Raw genomic sequence first — 16,957 nt, forward strand, 5'->3', positions numbered from 1 at the left:
CCGGGGCGGCATGTCTGTTTATAGTGTTAACGAATATCCAAGGGCGGCAGCGATTTAATCAGATCGTCTACGGCCTTCATCTGCGCGAGGAACGGCTTCAAGGCTGACAGCGGCAATGCGCTGGGTCCGTCGCAAAGTGCTTTATCCGGATCGGGATGCGCCTCGAGGAACAAGCCCGCCAATCCCTGTGTCATTCCCGCGCGACCAAGCTCGGCAACCTGATGACGCCGGCCGCCTGAAGCCGCCCCCATGGGATCGCGGCATTGCAGGGCGTGGGTCACGTCGAAAATCAGAGGCGCCCCGCCGCTGACTTCACGCATGGTGCGAAAGCCCAGCATATCGACAACCAGATTGTCGTAGCCGAAATTGCTGCCGCGTTCGCAAAGCATCACCTGCTCATTACCGCACTCAGCAAATTTCTCGACAATATTTTTCATTTGCGCCGGACTGAGAAACTGGGGTTTCTTGACGTTGATCACAGCGCCGGTGGCCGCCATCGCCGCCACCAGGTCAGTCTGTCGTGCCAGAAAGGCGGGAAGCTGGATCACATCGCAGACTTCCGCTACGGGGCCTGCCTGGTGAACTTCGTGAACGTCGGTAATCACCGGAACATTAAAGGTCTGTTTGATTTCCTGAAAAATCTTCAGCCCTTCTTCCATGCCCGGGCCGCGGTAAGAATGGATTGATGAACGATTGGCCTTATCAAAAGACGCCTTGAACACGTAGGGAATACCCAGCTCGGCACACACCTCGACATAGCTTTCCGCAACCTGCATCGCCAGATCACGCGATTCCAGTACATTCATGCCACCAAAGAGGACAAAGGGCAGATCGTTGCCTACTTTCAAGCCCGCCACGTCGAGATGTTTATTCTGCATGTTTTCCTCCACAGACACTGCACAGCAGCGCCTGATTGTTATTGTGTCGGCGCTGCCAGACGATCAGGCCTGCTGGTGTTGCAGTGCGGCCTTAATGAATCCGGTAAACAGCGGGTGGCCATCGCGCGGCGTTGACGTGAACTCCGGGTGGAACTGACAGGCGACAAACCAAGGGTGGTTTTCCACCTCGACCACTTCAACCAAGCTTTTGTCTGCCGACCAGCCGCCAATGCGCAGGCCTTTCTCTTGTAGTTCGGCTACGTAGTGATTATTCACCTCGTAACGGTGACGGTGACGCTCGGTAATCTGGTCAGCACCATAAATATCCCGGGCCAACGAGCCTTCACTCAAATGACAGAGCTGGGCACCCAGGCGCATCGTGCCGCCGAGATCTGATGCGGCATCACGCTGCTCAGTAGCTCCCTCCGCGGTCACCCATTCAGTAATCAAGCCGACCACCGGGTGCTCACTACTCTCGGTGAACTCGCTGCTGTTGGCATCGCTGAGACCCAATACATTGCGGGCAAATTCGATAACCGCTACCTGCATCCCCAGGCAAATCCCCAAATAGGGAATGTTATTCTCACGGGCATGTTGAACCGTCCGAATCTTGCCTTCCACCCCGCGGTTGCCAAAACCACCGGGCACCAGAATGCCGTCGACACCATCCAAAACGCCAACACCATCAGTCTCGATAGTTTCCGAGTCGATATAACGCACGTGAACTTTAGTGTGAGTATGAATACCCGCGTGTTTAAGCGCTTCATTCAGCGACTTATAGGCGTCCAGCAGCTCCATGTACTTGCCGACCATCGCGATGGTCAACTCGCGATCCTGATTCAGGTCGCCGTCGATAACCGGATCCCACTCAGACAGGTCAGCGGGCGGACAGTCCAATCCAAAGCGCTCGACAATCAACTCGTCCAGCCCCTCTCCCGCCAGCAGCGAAGGAATGCGATAGATCGAATCCACATCACGCAGGGGAATAACTGCGCGGGATTCCACATTGGTGAACAGTGCAATTTTCTGGCGGCTGCTCATATCAATTTCGTGATCAGAGCGGCACAACAGTACATCGGGTTGCAGGCCGATAGAGCGCAGCTCTTTTACCGAGTGCTGAGTCGGTTTGGTTTTGGTTTCGCCTGCGGTGGCTATATAGGGCACTAAGGTCAGATGCATAAGCATGGCGCGCTTGGCACCCAGCTCCACCTTCAGTTGGCGAGCGGCTTCGAAGAACGGCAGCCCTTCGATGTCGCCCACAGTACCGCCAATTTCAACAATTGCGACATCGGCATCACCCGCGCCGGCAATCACCCGGCGCTTGATTTCATCAGTAACGTGGGGAATAACCTGTACGGTGCCCCCCAGATAATCACCGCGACGTTCCTTGCGCAGCACAGTCTCGTATACACGACCGGTGGTGAAGTTGTTGCGCTTATTCATTTTGGCACGCACAAAACGCTCGTAGTGCCCCAGATCCAAGTCTGTCTCAGCGCCGTCCTCGGTCACAAACACCTCACCGTGCTGGAAGGGGCTCATGGTGCCTGGGTCGACGTTGATATAGGGGTCGAGCTTGAGCAGGGTCACCTTCAGGCCACGCGCTTCGAGGATGGCCCCCAGGGAGGCCGAGGCGATGCCCTTGCCAAGAGAAGAAACAACGCCGCCAGTGACGAATATAAAACGCGCCATGTAATGCCTATATATCGAGCTGATGAGGGTGCAGGGCGGCAAAACGTCGAGTTTCACGGCCCCTGTAAGATGGGGGCTCAGTTTACCAGCATGACCGGAGCGAGACAATGAAATTAGCCCTCTGAGCCACGCGGCAGCTCTGTTATACTGCGCGCCTAATTGCTTGCACATTCAAGGTCTTAGTTCTATGCAACCCATGCTGAATATCGCCCTGCGCGCCGCGCGCAAGGCCGGTGATCTGGTCGCCCGCGCCTCGGAGCAACTGGATCGCGTTAAAATCGAGTCCAAGGGCGAAAACGATTTCGTCACGGAAATCGACCGCAAATCCGAGCAGGAAATCATCTACCACCTGCAAAAGGCCTACCCTGACCACGGCTTTCTCGGCGAGGAAACCGGCCAAAGTGGCAATGCCGACAGCGAATACCAATGGGTAATCGACCCGATCGACGGCACCACTAACTTTGTTCGCGGCATCCCTCACTTCTGCATTTCCATCGCCTGCCTTCACCAGGGCCAAATCGAGCATGCGGTCGTGCTGGACCCTATCCGTCGAGAAGAATTCACCGCCAGTCGCGGCCGGGGTGCCCAACTTAATGGCCGCCGGGTACGCGTTACCATGGCAAGCAGCCTAGAAGGCACGCTAATTGGCACGGGCATCCCCTTTAAATCCCGCAGCGAACAGCACATTTCCGCTTATATGAAGAGCCTTGAAGCCGTTGCCCGCGAGACCGCGGGGATTCGTCGCGCGGGCTCTGCCGCGCTGGACCTGGCTTATGTTGCCGCCGGTCGCCTGGACGGTTTCTGGGAAATCGGTCTGAGCAAATGGGATATCGCGGCGGGCGTGCTGCTGGTTCGCGAAGCGGGTGGCCTGATCAGCGACTTTCAGGGTGGCGGCAGCTATCTTGAAAGCGGCAACATTGTGGCCGCTAACCCAAAATGCCTGAAGAGCCTGCTGCAAGCCGTAAAACCTCAGCTGGATCATATCCGCTGACATCGGCGCTCGAACTGAAATAAAAAAGGCGTCCGAGCTGGACGCCTTTTTTATGCTGGGAGGAAAGAAAAACAATCAGGGCAGATCGTCCATTTCTGCCGCTTCTTTCTCTGGCACAATCAAATCTTCCGCAGAAATCTTCATCGCAACCAGCAGACTTGCCACCACAAAGATGGACGAGTAGGTGCCCACACCGATACCGACCAATAGCGCGAGTGCAAAACTGTGGATCATCTCACCGCCAACCAGCGCCAGCGCCACCAGCACCATCAATGTCGTGCCTGAGGTAATCAAGGTTCGGCTCAAGGTGTCCGTCAGCGAGATATTAATGATGTCTTCAGGACTGTAACCACGCATTCCCCGCAGATTCTCACGAATACGGTCTGCAACCACAATGGAGTCGTTCAACGAGTAACCGATTACCGCCAGAATGGCAGCCAGCACCGTCAGATCAAAATCCCAGCCCACCAGGGCAAACGCGCCGAGCGTAATGATGACATCGTGGGCCAGCGCCAAAACCGACCCAAACGCAAACTTCACCTGAAAGCGCATGGCGACGTAAATCAGCACCACCACCAACGCCATCAATACAGCCAGACCGCCCTGCTCGCGAAGTTCTTCGCCGACCTGCGGCCCCACAAATTCAATGCGGCGCAATTCGACATCACCGGCACTGCCCGCGCGCAGCACCGACAGCACCTTGTCACCCAGTTCCGGGCTCAGGCCTTGGGGCAGGCGGACCAGCACATCGGTATCGGCACCAAAGTTAACGACAATGGCATTTTCGAAACCTTCATCGGCCAGCGAATCGCGCACCTCCTGAAGCACCGGCGACTCTTCGTAAATCACTTCAATCAGGGTGCCACCGGTAAAATCCAGACCGAAGTTAAGCCCCTTGACCGACAGAATCAGAATGGATGCGACCACTGCAAGGGCTGACACAACAGCCGCCAGCTTGCGCACGCTCATAAAGCGAATAAATTTCTTTTCCTCTGACATTGGCGCGCCCTCCTTATATCGACAATTTGCTGACACGGCGGCGACCGTAAATCAGATTAACCAATGCCCGCGTGCCCATAATGGCCGTGAACATTGAGGTGATAATCCCCAGCGACAGGGTAACTGCGAAGCCGCGCACCGGGCCTGTGCCCACTGCATAGAGAATCACCGCCACCAGCAAGGTGGTGATATTCGCATCCATGATCGTGACAAAGGCTCGGCCATAACCGGAGTTGATAGCGTGCTGAGGCGAGGCCCCCTCGGCGATTTCCTCTCGTATTCGCGAGAAAATCAGCACATTGGCATCCACCGCCATCCCCACTGTCAATACGATACCGGCGATACCCGGCAAGGTCAGCGTGGCACCCAACAGCGACATGGCGCCGACCAGCAAGACAATATTGAAGCCTAGCGCCATGACCGCAATCACACCGAATACGCGGTAGTAAACGAGCATGAACAAGGCCACCGCCGCCAAACCGATCTGCACCGAGAGCAAGCCTTTGGCAATGTTTTCCGCCCCCAACGAAGGCCCGACCGTGCGCTCCTCGACAAAGTCGATGGGCGCTGCCAGAGCACCGGCACGCAGCAGCAGCGCCAGCTCGTTGGACTCGCCCGGCGCATCGAGCCCGGTAATACGGAACTGCACGCCCAGCGCGTCACGAATAGTGGCCAGGCTGATAATCTTCTTCTCGTCGTAGGGAACGCGAATCACCTGCTCCTGGCCATTCTCGTCCATTTCATAGCGAGTGCGGCTCTTACGCTCGATAAACAAAACACCCAGACGACGATTGATATTGTGACGCGTCACCCGGTGCATCATGGTGCCGCCCTCACTGTCGAGGGTGATATTCACCTGCGGACGACCGTTCTCGTCAAAACTGGCCTGGGCATTGGCAACCCGCTCACCGGTAATCACCACTTCTCGCTCCAACCAGGCCGTGGGCTCACCGCGCTGAGGGTTACGGAAGGAAAATTGTTCACGATCTCCCGCATCAGCGTCGTAGCGGGCTTCAAGACGAAATTCCAGGTTGGCGGTTTTACCCAGAATCCGCTTGGCTTCTGCAGTGTCCTGAATACCCGGCAGTTCCACCACAATGCGATTGCGCCCCTGACGCTGAACCAGCGGCTCAGAAACCCCCAGCTCGTTAACACGGTTGCGCAGTGTCGTCAGGTTCTGGCCTACCGCATAGTCTTCAATTTCCTTGCGTTTGGTTTCCGACAGAATCGCCTGAAGATAAAACGCCTCTTCATCATCGCTGTCGCTGCGCTGAGCAGTAAGCTCGGTGTAATTGCTGCGAATCACCGAAAGCGCCTCATCGCGCGCCTCTTCACTGCCGAACTTGCCACTGATCACACCGTCACTGTTCAGATTGACAAAGCCCCGTATACGCTCTTCCCGCAGCGCTTTTTTAATGCCGGTCGTGTAGTGCTCAAGACGGGTCTGGATCGCCGAATCGGTATCCACCTCCAGCAGGAAGTGCACGCCGCCACTGAGGTCAAGGCCGAGCTTCATCGCATCGGCACCCAGCGAGCTGAGCCAGTCGGGGGTGTTTGAGGCCATGTTCAGGGCGACGACATAGCCATCGCCCAGCGCCCGCTGAATCACTTTCTGTGCGCGCAACTGATCGTCGCTGTGAGCCAGCCGGACGAGGCCATTCTTGCCATCACTGCTGGCCTCGGCACCGAAGTAATCAATATTGGCCGCTGATAGTGCCTCGGAAATCGTCTCGACTTGCCGACTGCTGATTTCCGTACCGCTGCTGGCACCGGAAATCTGTACAGCCGGATCAGGGCGATACAGATTGGGCGCTGCATACAGCAGGCCTATCCCCAGTACGGCCAGAATCAGCAGGTTCTTCCATAGGGGGTATTTGTTGAGCATCAGTAACCACCAAAACCGCGCTTACGCGCGGTGTCTGTTTTTATAAATTTCGCGCCGTCGGCCTTAGCCAACCCACACCCGGGCATTTCTGAAAATTCGCATCCAACCGCTGTCCTCGCCCTGCTCTGCCGGTGACCAGCTATTGGTCACACTGCGGAACACGCGCTCGGGGTGCGGCATCATAATGGTCACACGCCCATCGGCACTGCTGAGGCCGGTAATCCCCTGAGGTGAACCGTTGGGATTCGCCGGATAATGCTCGGTTGGTGCACCACCATTATCCACGTAGCGCAGCGCCACATTGCCGGATGACGCCAGCGCCTGAAGCTGCGCAGCATCGCGGAACTCCGCCCGCCCTTCACCGTGGGCAACCGCTACCGGCAAGCGAGAACCCGCCATGCCAGACAACAATATGGAGGGCGATTCGGGGATTTCAACCATTGAGAAGCGCGCTTCGAACTGTTCCGAGCGATTTCGTACAAATCGCGGCCAGTGTTCGGCCCCGGGAACCAGACTGTGCAGATTGGACATCATCTGACAGCCATTACAGACCCCCAGTGCAAAGCTGTCTTCGCGATGGAAGAAGGCCTCAAACGCTTCCCGAGCGCGAGGATTGAAGAGAATGCTCTTCGCCCAGCCCTCACCGGCGCCCAACACGTCCCCGTAGGAAAAGCCCCCGCAGGCAGCCAGGCCCTTGAACTCAGCCAGATCGATACGGCCGCCCAGAATGTCGCTCATGTGGACATCGACGGTATTGAAACCGGCGCGATGGAACGCGGCCGCCATTTCCATTTGACCGTTGACGCCCTGCTCTCGCAGTACCGCCAGTTTCGGACGCACGCCGCTATTGATGAACGGCGCGGCCACATCCTGCTGGGCATCAAAGCTCAGGGCCACCGTCAAACCGGGGTCCTCCTCACGCAACGAGGCGAATTCCTGCTCGGCACACTCGGGGTTGTCACGCAGGGCCTGCATACGATAGCTCAGCTCGGTCCAGCGACGTTGCAGGCTGAGACGGTCGGCGGCCAACACCGGCTCGCCGTTGTAGCTGACGCGAACGTCACTGCCCGGCACAGCCTGCCCCAGCTCCACCAGCGCATCGCTCAAACCCTGCTCGGCAAACACGGCTTTAGCGGCGGCCAGCTCACTGCGCGGCAACTGCACCACCGCACCGGCTTCCTCGGCAAACAGCGCGGCCAGCGCCGAGGCGTCGCCGCTCAGGGAAACGTCCAGACCACAGTGGCCGGCAAAAGCCATTTCCAACAGGGCCACCAGCACACCGCCGTCGGCACAGTCGTGATAGGCGAGCAAGCTACCCTGCGCAGAAAGCTGCTGCACCGCGTTAAAGAAACCTTTCAGCAGCGCGGGGTCGTCAATATCCGGCGCACTGTCGGCCAGTTGATTACACACCTGCGCCAAACAGGACCCACCCAGACGACGCTTACCCAGGCCCAGGTCGACCCACAGCAATACGGCATCCTCACTGGCCTGCAATTGCGGCGTCAGGGTTTTACGTACATCACTGACCGGCGCAAAGGCGGAGATCACCAACGACATCGGCGCTGTTACTGCCTTGTCATCACCGTCTTGCTGCCAGGCGGTGCGCATCGACATGCTGTCTTTGCCCACCGGAATGGTAATCCCCAGCGCCGGGCAGAATTCCATGCCCACCGCTTTTACCGTGTCGTACAGGCGGGCATCTTCGTCGCTGTATCCGGCCGCACACATCCAGTTGGCTGAGAGTTTGATATCTGAAAGATTTTCAATACGTGCTGCGGCAATATTCGTAATGGCTTCGGCGACCGCCATGCGGCCGGAAGCGGGTGCATCCAGCAGCGCCAGTGGTGTGCGCTCGCCCATCGACATCGCTTCACCGGCCGTGCTGTCGTAGCTCACGGTGGTCACGGCGCAGTCGGCTACCGGCACCTGCCAGGGGCCGACAAACTGGTCGCGATGCACCATGCCCGTTACCGAGCGGTCGCCGATGGTAATCAGGAAGTTCTTGGACGCGATAGCGGGTAAACACAGCAGGCGATCCAGCGCTTCTTCAACAGAGACGGTTTCAACATTAAAGGCATCGCCCTGACGCGGCTGACGCTGTGCCTCGCGGTGCATCTTCGGCGGCTTACCGAACAATACCGACATGGGCAGATCGACCGGATTGTTGTCGAAATGACGGTCACCAACGCGCAGGATTTTCTCTTCTGTGGACTCCCCGACCACCGCGTATGGCGCACGCTCACGTTCGCAGATAGCCTCAAAGCGCGGCAGGTTCTCTGGCGCAATGGCGATAACATAGCGCTCCTGAGACTCGTTGCACCAGATTTCCAACGGCGACATACCGGGCTCGTCATTGGGCACTTCGCGCAGTTCAAAGTCACCGCCACAACCGCCGTCTTTCACCAGCTCGGGGAAGGCATTGGACAAGCCGCCTGCCCCCACATCGTGAATAAAGGCAATGGGGTTGGCCTCGCCCAGTGCCCAGCAGCGGTCAATGACCTCCTGACAACGGCGTTCAATTTCCGGGTTCTGACGTTGTACCGAGGCAAAGTCGAGATCGGCGCTGGAAGCGCCGCTGCTCATCGATGATGCCGCGCCGCCGCCCAGACCAATCAGCATCGCTGGGCCACCCAGGGCGATCAGCTTATATCCGGCAGGAAACTCCCCCTTATCGATATGCTCAGCTTTGATGTTGCCGTAGCCGCCCGCCAGCATAATGGGCTTGTGGTAACCGCGGCGCTCACCATCGATGGTTTCTTCATAGCTGCGGAAATAACCGCAGAGGTTGGGTCGACCGAACTCATTGTTGAACGCCGCGCCGCCAATCGGGCCTTCCAACATAATGTCCAAGGCCGAGACAATCCGCTCGGGTTTGCCGTAATCCTGCTCCCAGGGCTGAACAAAGCCCGGCACCTGCAGGTTAGAGACGGTAAAGCCGGTCAGCCCCACTTTGGGCTTGGAGCCGCGCCCCACTGCACCCTCGTCGCGAATCTCGCCACCCGCGCCAGTCCCCGCACCGGAAAACGGCGCTATGGCCGTGGGATGATTGTGGGTTTCCACCTTCATCAGCAGGTGAATATCTTCTTCTGTATAGCCGTATTCCGACGACTCAGGATCGGGGTAAAAACGCCCTGCGCGGTGCCCCGCCACCACAGCAGCGTTGTCGGAATAAGCGCTGAGCACGTTCTCGCCACCCAGCTCATTGGTGTTCTTGATCATCGCAAACAGCGATTTATCCTGATCTTCCCCGTCCAGAGTCCAACTGGCGTTGAAGATTTTGTGACGGCAGTGCTCCGAGTTCGCCTGGGCAAACATCATCAATTCAACATCACTGGGGTTACGCTGCAGCTCTTGAAAGCTGGCAACCAGGTAGTCGATTTCGTCTTCCGCCAGAGCCAGACCCAGCTCGGTGTTCGCCGCCACCAGAGCCTCTCGACCGCCGTTCAGCACGTCAACCCGGCTCATCGGTCGCGGTTCGTGTTGCTCGAACAGACATTCTGCGGCGTCGACGCTGTCCAGAACCGCCTCGACCATCCGGTCGTGAATGGCCGCGCGCACCGCGTTCAGCTCTTCACCGGACAGAGGAGCGACACTCGCCACCCGATACAACACACCACGCTCCAGGCGACGAATCTGCGTCAGGCCACTGATATGCGCGATATCACTGGCCTTGCTCGACCACGGGGAAATCGTTCCGGGACGCGGCACGACAAAAAAATGTTGCCCCTCAACCGCCGCCAGCGCCGAGCTGGGGCCATACTCCAGGAGTTTTTCCAGCACAGCCTGCTGTTCACCGCTCAGTGGCGCTGCAGTATCAGCCAGATGAACAAACTGCGCGCTCAGCGCTTGAACGCCCGGCACACGGGCTTGCAGCGTCGCCAGCAGTTTTTCAATACGGAATTCGGAAAGCGCCGCAGCGCCGGGGATGATCAGCATGCAGGTTTACAACCTCGGTCGACGGGAAGAAAAACCGGCATTGTACAGCAATCCCCCGCGAAAATTCAGACTTATGGTCGCCGTCGGGCAAGCCCGATACAATAAAGCCTAGAAACCCTGAAAGTAAGGATTGCGCATCAGCCAGCACGCCCGACATCGCCTCCCCGGCCGTCTCCTGATGGTAGCTTTGCTATGGCTTCTCAGCGCCTGTACCGAGCCACCCGACAGCCTTGATGAGATCCGCAAAGACGGCGTACTCCGTGTCGTCACCCGCAATGGTCCTACTACGTTCTACGAAAGTCAGGGCAGTCCAACCGGGTTTGAATACTATCTGGCCAGAGAATTTGCCGACTATCTTGGCGTTGATCTGGAAATAGAACCCGTCGTCGGCCTTGAAGAGCTGTTCGAGCGCCTGGAAAAGGGTCAGGCCGACATTGCCGCAGCAGGCCTGACCATCACCCCTGAACGGCAGCAAACCTTCAGCTTTGGCCCCAGCTACATGACGGTCAAGCAGCTGTTTATCTACAACCGGGAGAAACTGGATAAGCCCGAGGACGAAACGGCGCTGCAAAACCTTCGTATCCGCGTACTCAGCAACAGCTACCACGCCGAAATTCTGCAACAACTCCGCGAGGAGTATCCGGACCTGCGCTGGAGCGAGAGCCGGGACCAGGAAACGATCGACCTGCTGCAAATGCTTAATGATGGTGAAATCGACATTACCATGGTCGATTCAAACGAGTTTCACGCCAACCGCGCGTTCTATCCTGAGTTTCGTATCGCCATGAGTGCCGGCACCCCAGGCAAGCTAGCCTGGGCAGTGAGTAACCGTCGGCAACATGCCCGCCTGCTCGAAGAGATGAACCTGTTCTACAAAAAGATCGAGGAAAACGGCGAGCTGGGGCGACTTGTCGATCGCTTCTTCACATTTAATGAGCGCCAGCCCTTCCTGCGCACACAGACGTTTCTGCAGATGAAAGATGAACGCCTGCCCAACTACAAGGGCCTTATTGAGCAGGTGGCCATCGAATACGATATGGACTGGCGCTTCCTGGCCGCCATCAGCTACCAGGAGTCCTACTGGAATCCCAAGGCCAAATCTCCCACCGGGGTGCGCGGCATGATGATGCTCACCTTACCCACGGCCAAGGAGCTGGGCGTTGCCAACCGGCTCGATCCACTGCAAAGCCTGCGCGGTGGTGCCCGCTACTACAAAAAGCTCTACGCCAGACTGCCCGGCGGCATCGAAGCACCGGATCGCGCCTGGTTTGCCCTCGCCGCCTACAACATCGGTCTGGGACACCTCGAAGATGCTCGGGTTATTACCGAGAAGCGAGGCGGAAACCCCAATTTGTGGAAAGACGTGAAAGAGTCTCTGCCGCTGTTGCGACAACGCAAATGGTACAAACAAACGCGCTACGGCTATGCCCGAGGCGATGAGCCGGTTCGCTACGTTGAGAACATTCGCAGCTACTATTCACTGCTGACCTGGGATGAACTCAACCGCTATCGCGTCCCACCGCCGCGAATCGTATCGGACTACCTTCCCGAAGCACTGAACCGAGGTCTGAACGCGCTGTAACGCGGCATTGTCACCCTTGGCCAACGTCACCCATCAACAAGGTCATCGATAAATAAGGTCGCTATAAACAAAAAAGGCACAGCCTGGGCTGTGCCTTTCGCGACTAAACAATCGCTGCGTTCAGTCAACGAGCACTTGAATAGTCCCTGTCACCTCGCCGGTCGCGGTCAACACCTGCTCCTGCACTTCCTCACCGGTAGCCGGTGGTACCGCGTGTACAGAATCAGTGAAGTTAGCCTGAATCAACACCTTCGAACCTTGCGTCATTTCCGGTACGACCCATACCGCGCCATCAGGCTGAACGCCATTCCGGCAGGTAGTCAGCTTGGTGGGAATCACACCGAGCGGCAACACATTCACCTGTTGCCCTGAAGGGTCAATAGTCTGTATCGACAAGATCAGATTATTGTCAGCAGGAAGCCCCGCTACCGGCTCGGCAGAACAAAGCAGATCAAGCGCTACCTCGTAACTTGTCTCCGCCTGATGCTCAAACACCCAGGCGATGAGGTAGTTGTTGATATTACTGGCGGTAACACACTCGGTCACCTGATCGCCATCATCATCCTCGTTCACGCAGTGACCTTGAGCATCGAGTCGGCTGCCAAAGGCCACCGTATTGTCACCCTGATTTTCAACCGAGCCGACGCTGTCTGCGACCATATCTAAGGTCTGGGTCACACACTGCTCGCCCTGCTGGTCAGAAAACACCAGAAGCTCTGAGTCAGATTGGTCAAAGTTGAAGGGGAATCCTTCAGACAACGAGCCCATCTTCTGACGGATATTGCTGGGCGACAGCCCCTCGTAATCCGGATCGATAACACCAAAGTGCGTTTCTACCGCAGTGTCTTCAGGGTTGCTCGACGTACATTCCTCGTCGGGCGTTTGCGCGTTGCTGATGATTTTCGCATTCATGAAGACATTACCGGCGCAATCCAGGGTATTGATCGTCACGCTCTCGGTAATGCTGCTGTCCTCATTGCTTGTTGCGGTCAGTACAAAGGTGCCCACCTCGTCGCTGGTAAAGCGCACACCGTTGTCAGCCAGCTCGGTAATGCTGCCGCCATCGACACTCCAAGTCACGCTGTCATCATCTTTGAAGCCCGTAACCACGGCGCGATTTTCTTCGGTATAGGTTTTCTCATCGCAGCTGCCCGCCACGGTTTCCTCAATGCGAATTTTCAGATCTTCCAACTTCACCTGAACACGCGTTTCTCTGTCGCGCGTTGGCTCCAGGCTTTTTGACGTGGACTTGAGCGAAATCCATTGGGGATATTTTTCGGGACCCGAAGGTGTTGCCACCTCGAGGTAAAGCATTTTATCTGCGCGGGTTTTCGACACACCCAGCTCTGCCGAGGTCTGCATTTCGTGCTTTTCGGGAAACACCGAGTTGCGAATAAGCACATCGACATCGGCTGTCTCCCCGGCAGTTTTCACCACAATCGGGTTGGAGGAGAAAATAAAGGCCTTTTGCAGGTTTTCCATCACAATGGTATCGCGCTCGTTCTCGACCACCGTGGTGTACGAGGGAAACTCATTGGTCTTCAGACGCGCTTCCAATTCGGCCGCACCGATACGCAAGGGTTTTATCTTGCGCTGGCTGCCACCAAGAAGTTCAAAGGCATTGCCCTCAATAAACTCCGCATCCGCGTAATCAGCGCCAATCGTCACGTTAAACCAGCTGATCGGCGGCACCACCAGCTCACAATCACCGGCCTTGGCCTTGGTCGTCACGCGGGTGGCCACTTCACTCGCACCGAAAAGTGAATTCGGGTCAACGGGGCTGTTGGGAGCACCCAGCGCGGCAAATCCCGTATCCGCCACCAATTTGGAGAAGTCGTATTCCTTGCTGCGTGCGTTCACCCGGAACAACCAGCTCGGGTCGGCAAATTTATCTGTGTAATCTTCCTCAAGCCGCGCTTTCGGAATAATCGTCAATTCGGCCTTGGTAATCTCAGATGGCAGCAGTGCCGCCACCATATCGACTTCCATACTCTTGGTGATATTGCTGACCGCCCACAATGTGGTGACCGCCGCATAGGCACTGGCAGAGGCGCCTTTGACGGCCTGCCCGGCGATCGTGATCACCGCATTTTTCATCGTGTTCTTTGCCTGCTCGCTCTCGGCAAAGACTTGGGCATTTTTCTGTTTGGTTTGCGCCTCGTAAGACAGTTTCATTCCCCGAGACAGGGTTTCACCATTATAAATATCGACTTTATGCTTGCTGTTATCCGCGTAGGTGCCAGAACACTGGGCATAGGTCATGCGAGGTTCGGCCATGGCCGCAACAACCGGGGCCGGCGTCGGTGATACCAGCTCCAACAGCGGAGACTGGAACGTGTCGCCCAGTGCATTCAACAGCGTGATGAAATCAATCTTCTCAATAATTTGAGCGAGGAAGGCTTTATCCTCGTCAGTCATCGACGCCAATACGTCACGCTGGTAGGCAAAGCTGATTTCACTGGAAGGGTCGTTAAAGATTTCATGGATGTAGTGTGCCGTCAGCAAGAACGGATCGCTCTGCAGGTCCTCATCGCTCACGGCGTCGGGATCATAGCCAAAGGCCGCCTCAAAGCGCTGCAGGGCCTGTTCAAAGGTATCCAGCACATCGGCATAGCTGTCTGTGTTTGAGGGGGCTGGGAGGGGTTCCAGCTCGACGGTCGGCAATGGACAGCGCTCGCCATCCAGCTCGACAATCAGCTCGACGTCGCCGCCATTTTCTGCCAAATCGAGCGTAATCGGCGCGCTGACAACATAGCCCATATCACTGGTGATGCTGTCGAGTACCAGCTCAGTATCGTCGACAAGGAGCAGGACGTTTCCAAGCGGTTGCTGGGTTTTAAATTCGATCGGGTCACCGGGCAGTATCGCGCCGCTTGTCAGCAGACTCAGATCATTACAGGCCGCACTCGAACCGGAAGAGGAGCTACCGCCTCCCCCTCCACCACAGGCCACAAGGAACAGTGACGCCACCAAGGCAACACCATAGCGCGACAATAAAGAGAAACCGCTCGCCAGTAACCGATCGACAGTTATCATACAAAATCCATATGCAAAGCTTATATTCTGTTACGCAGGCAGGTATTAACGCTCGCAACGCAACGCTCTCGACAAGGCACCCACGGCGTTATTTTTATTCGCCGATCAGTGCCGCACCCACCGTGGATTTTCCCACGGCATCAGCGGATTTGGCGTGTTTCTACCATTTTTTACCATCGCCAACGCAGGCCCCGTCGCATCTGGGTTCGGTGAGAACCGAGCAAAGATGTGCAGGCAGTGGGTGGTGTCGGGAGAGGAACGGGAGCGCGGCCAGCCCCTTTAAAAAACCTTGGAGCTGACCGCAAACAGACGGGATTACAACATCAGAAGGACAACGAGGCTCAACGCCCCTTCCATTGCGGTGGACGCTTTTCAGCAAATGCGGTCGCCCCTTCAATCGCGTCTTCGCTGGTGAAGACCGGATTCGCAATAGCATTCTGCTTGCCAAACATCTCATCCTGACGCCAATCTTGCGATTCACGAATGATCTGTTTGCTGGCAATCAACGCCAGTGGGCCATTGGCGGCGATGGCCGTCGCCAGGGCCCGCGCGCCACCAAGCGCGTTGCCGGGCTCCACAACGCGGTTAATCATCCCCAGTTCGTAGGCACGTTCGGCAGAGATAAAATCGCCGGTCAGCGCCAACTCCATGGCAATGCGACTGGGAATCTGTCGCGGCAGGCGAAGTAGACCGCCGGCCCCGGCCACCAGGCCGCGCTTCACCTCAGGGATACCGAATTTGGCGTCACTGGCAGCAACGACCAGATCGCAGGCAATGGCCAGCTCAAAACCACCGGCCAGCGCATAGCCTTCCACCGCGGCGATCAGCGGCTTGCGAGGGGGCGCTTCCGCCACACCGGCAAAGCCGCGACCGGGAATCACCGGCAACTCACCGCTCACAAAGGCTTTCAAGTCCATGCCGCTGCAGAACGTGCCTTCCGCGCCACACAGTATTGCAGCGCGAATATCGTCATTGCGATCGAGCTCTTCCATGGCCTCGGCAATGCCCGTTGCCACGGCGAGATTAATGGAGTTCTTGGCCTTGGGCCGGTTAATGGTCACCAACATCACGCCATTGTCGACCGAGACCAACACTGCTTCTGTCATTGGGTACTCCTTATCATTGTTATTCTACAACGCCGAGAAGCCGGCTTACTTGCCACTGAATACCGGCTGACGCTTTTCCATGAACGCGGTAATCGCTTCGGCCGCATCGGCGCTGCCCAAACACACATTCTGCGCCTTTGCTTCTGCCTGAAAAGTTTCTGCGAAGGTTTGTGTGCCGGCATTGCGCAGCAGCTGTTTAACCTGCTGCAGAGCAATAGGCGCGCGCTGCGACAACTGACCTGCCCAGGCTTGAGCGGTACTCATTACCTCGTCCGCTGGGACCAGCTTATTCACCAAGCCCAACGCCTGGCACTCCGCTGCGGGAAGCTTTCCGCCCTCAGCAATAAAAGCATAGGCGCGCTGATAACCCATATTTCGCAGCAGATTCCAGGACGCGCCCCCATCGGGCACCAGTGCCACGTTGGTAAACGCCATGATCATGTTGGCGTTGTCGGCCATTACTGACAAGTCACAATGCATACACAGCGCCGCGCCAATACCTGCAACGACACCGGGGACCGCCGCAATCACGGTCTGTTCCATGCTGGCGATCTGGGTAAAAATCGGCAGGTACTCATCCAGCAACTGGCGCTCGACACTCTGCCCAGCCTCCGGCCCCTCGGTCAGATCAGCGCCCGAGGAAAAGCCCCGACCTTCAGCGCCGAGCACCACAACGCGGATCTCGGGCATTCTGCTGACCGCCAACAGCGCCTGATGCAAGTCGCGACGCATCTGACGGGTAAAGGCATTGAGCGACTCCGGGCGATTCAGGCGAATCGTCGCCACATGTTGCTCGGTGCTGAGCAGTACCGTTTCAAATTCCAGCATGATTTCATCCTCTTGGGTCGTCCCGGC

General features: G+C 57.2%; 10 protein-coding genes. 2 read left to right on the top strand and 8 right to left on the bottom strand.

Features of this window, described 5'->3' with window-relative positions; genetic code table 11:
• Positions 1-26: 26 nt before the first annotated feature.
• Together kdsA and G411_RS0102020 are read right to left on the bottom strand one after the other, a co-directional pair.
• Positions 27-878 (bottom strand): 3-deoxy-8-phosphooctulonate synthase, encoded by an 852-nt coding sequence (kdsA, locus tag G411_RS0102015; RefSeq protein ID WP_022957498.1) that lies wholly within the window; start codon positions 876-878, stop codon positions 27-29.
• A gap of 63 nt (positions 879-941) precedes the next feature.
• Positions 942-2,567: a CTP synthase gene (locus G411_RS0102020; protein ID WP_022957499.1), complete on the bottom strand. Its 1,626-nt coding sequence runs from the start codon at positions 2,565-2,567 to the stop codon at positions 942-944.
• A 187-nt stretch (positions 2,568-2,754) separates the two neighbouring features.
• On the opposite strand from G411_RS0102020, the gene suhB reads away from it, so the two are divergent.
• Positions 2,755-3,558 carry an inositol-1-monophosphatase gene (gene suhB, locus G411_RS0102025; protein WP_022957500.1) on the top strand — a complete coding sequence of 268 codons (804 nt, stop codon included), beginning with the start codon at positions 2,755-2,757 and terminating at the stop codon, positions 3,556-3,558.
• Between the two features lie 75 nt (positions 3,559-3,633).
• Here suhB and secF read toward each other — a convergent pair whose 3' ends face one another.
• The 3 genes from secF to purL all read right to left on the bottom strand — a co-directional run bounded on the left by secF (position 3,634) and on the right by purL (position 10,378).
• Positions 3,634-4,557 (bottom strand): protein translocase subunit SecF, encoded by a 924-nt coding sequence (gene secF / locus G411_RS0102030; RefSeq protein WP_022957501.1) that lies wholly within the window; start codon positions 4,555-4,557, stop codon positions 3,634-3,636.
• Positions 4,558-4,570: 13 nt separating this feature from the next.
• Positions 4,571-6,442, bottom strand: a complete 1,872-nt coding sequence (gene secD / locus G411_RS0102035; RefSeq protein ID WP_022957502.1) for a protein translocase subunit SecD — start codon at positions 6,440-6,442, stop codon at positions 4,571-4,573.
• A gap of 63 nt (positions 6,443-6,505) precedes the next feature.
• The gene (gene purL / locus G411_RS0102040; protein WP_022957503.1) at positions 6,506-10,378 is read right to left on the bottom strand and encodes a phosphoribosylformylglycinamidine synthase; all 3,873 of its coding nucleotides are present in this window, start codon (positions 10,376-10,378) and stop codon (positions 6,506-6,508) included.
• Positions 10,379-10,556: 178 nt separating this feature from the next.
• Here purL and mltF point away from each other — a divergent pair, with 178 nt between their 5' ends.
• On the top strand, positions 10,557-11,960 hold the full coding sequence (gene mltF, locus G411_RS0102045; protein ID WP_084495201.1) for a membrane-bound lytic murein transglycosylase MltF: 1,404 nt from the start codon (positions 10,557-10,559) through the stop codon (positions 11,958-11,960).
• Positions 11,961-12,080: 120 nt separating this feature from the next.
• On the opposite strand, the gene G411_RS0102050 is transcribed toward mltF, so the two are convergent.
• The 3 genes from G411_RS0102050 to G411_RS0102060 form a co-directional block, all read right to left on the bottom strand.
• Positions 12,081-14,996, bottom strand: a complete 2,916-nt coding sequence (locus G411_RS0102050; protein ID WP_022957505.1) for a hypothetical protein — start codon at positions 14,994-14,996, stop codon at positions 12,081-12,083.
• Positions 14,997-15,337: 341 nt separating this feature from the next.
• Complete coding sequence (locus tag G411_RS0102055; RefSeq protein ID WP_022957506.1) at positions 15,338-16,102, bottom strand: crotonase/enoyl-CoA hydratase family protein; 765 nt, start codon at positions 16,100-16,102, stop codon at positions 15,338-15,340.
• 45 nt (positions 16,103-16,147) lie between these two features.
• Positions 16,148-16,930 carry an enoyl-CoA hydratase/isomerase family protein gene (locus tag G411_RS0102060; RefSeq protein WP_022957507.1) on the bottom strand — a complete coding sequence of 261 codons (783 nt, stop codon included), beginning with the start codon at positions 16,928-16,930 and terminating at the stop codon, positions 16,148-16,150.
• Positions 16,931-16,957 lie beyond the last annotated feature (27 nt).

The sequence above is a fragment of the Spongiibacter tropicus DSM 19543 genome, assembly GCF_000420325.1.
GTDB lineage: Bacteria > Pseudomonadota > Gammaproteobacteria > Pseudomonadales > Spongiibacteraceae > Spongiibacter > Spongiibacter tropicus.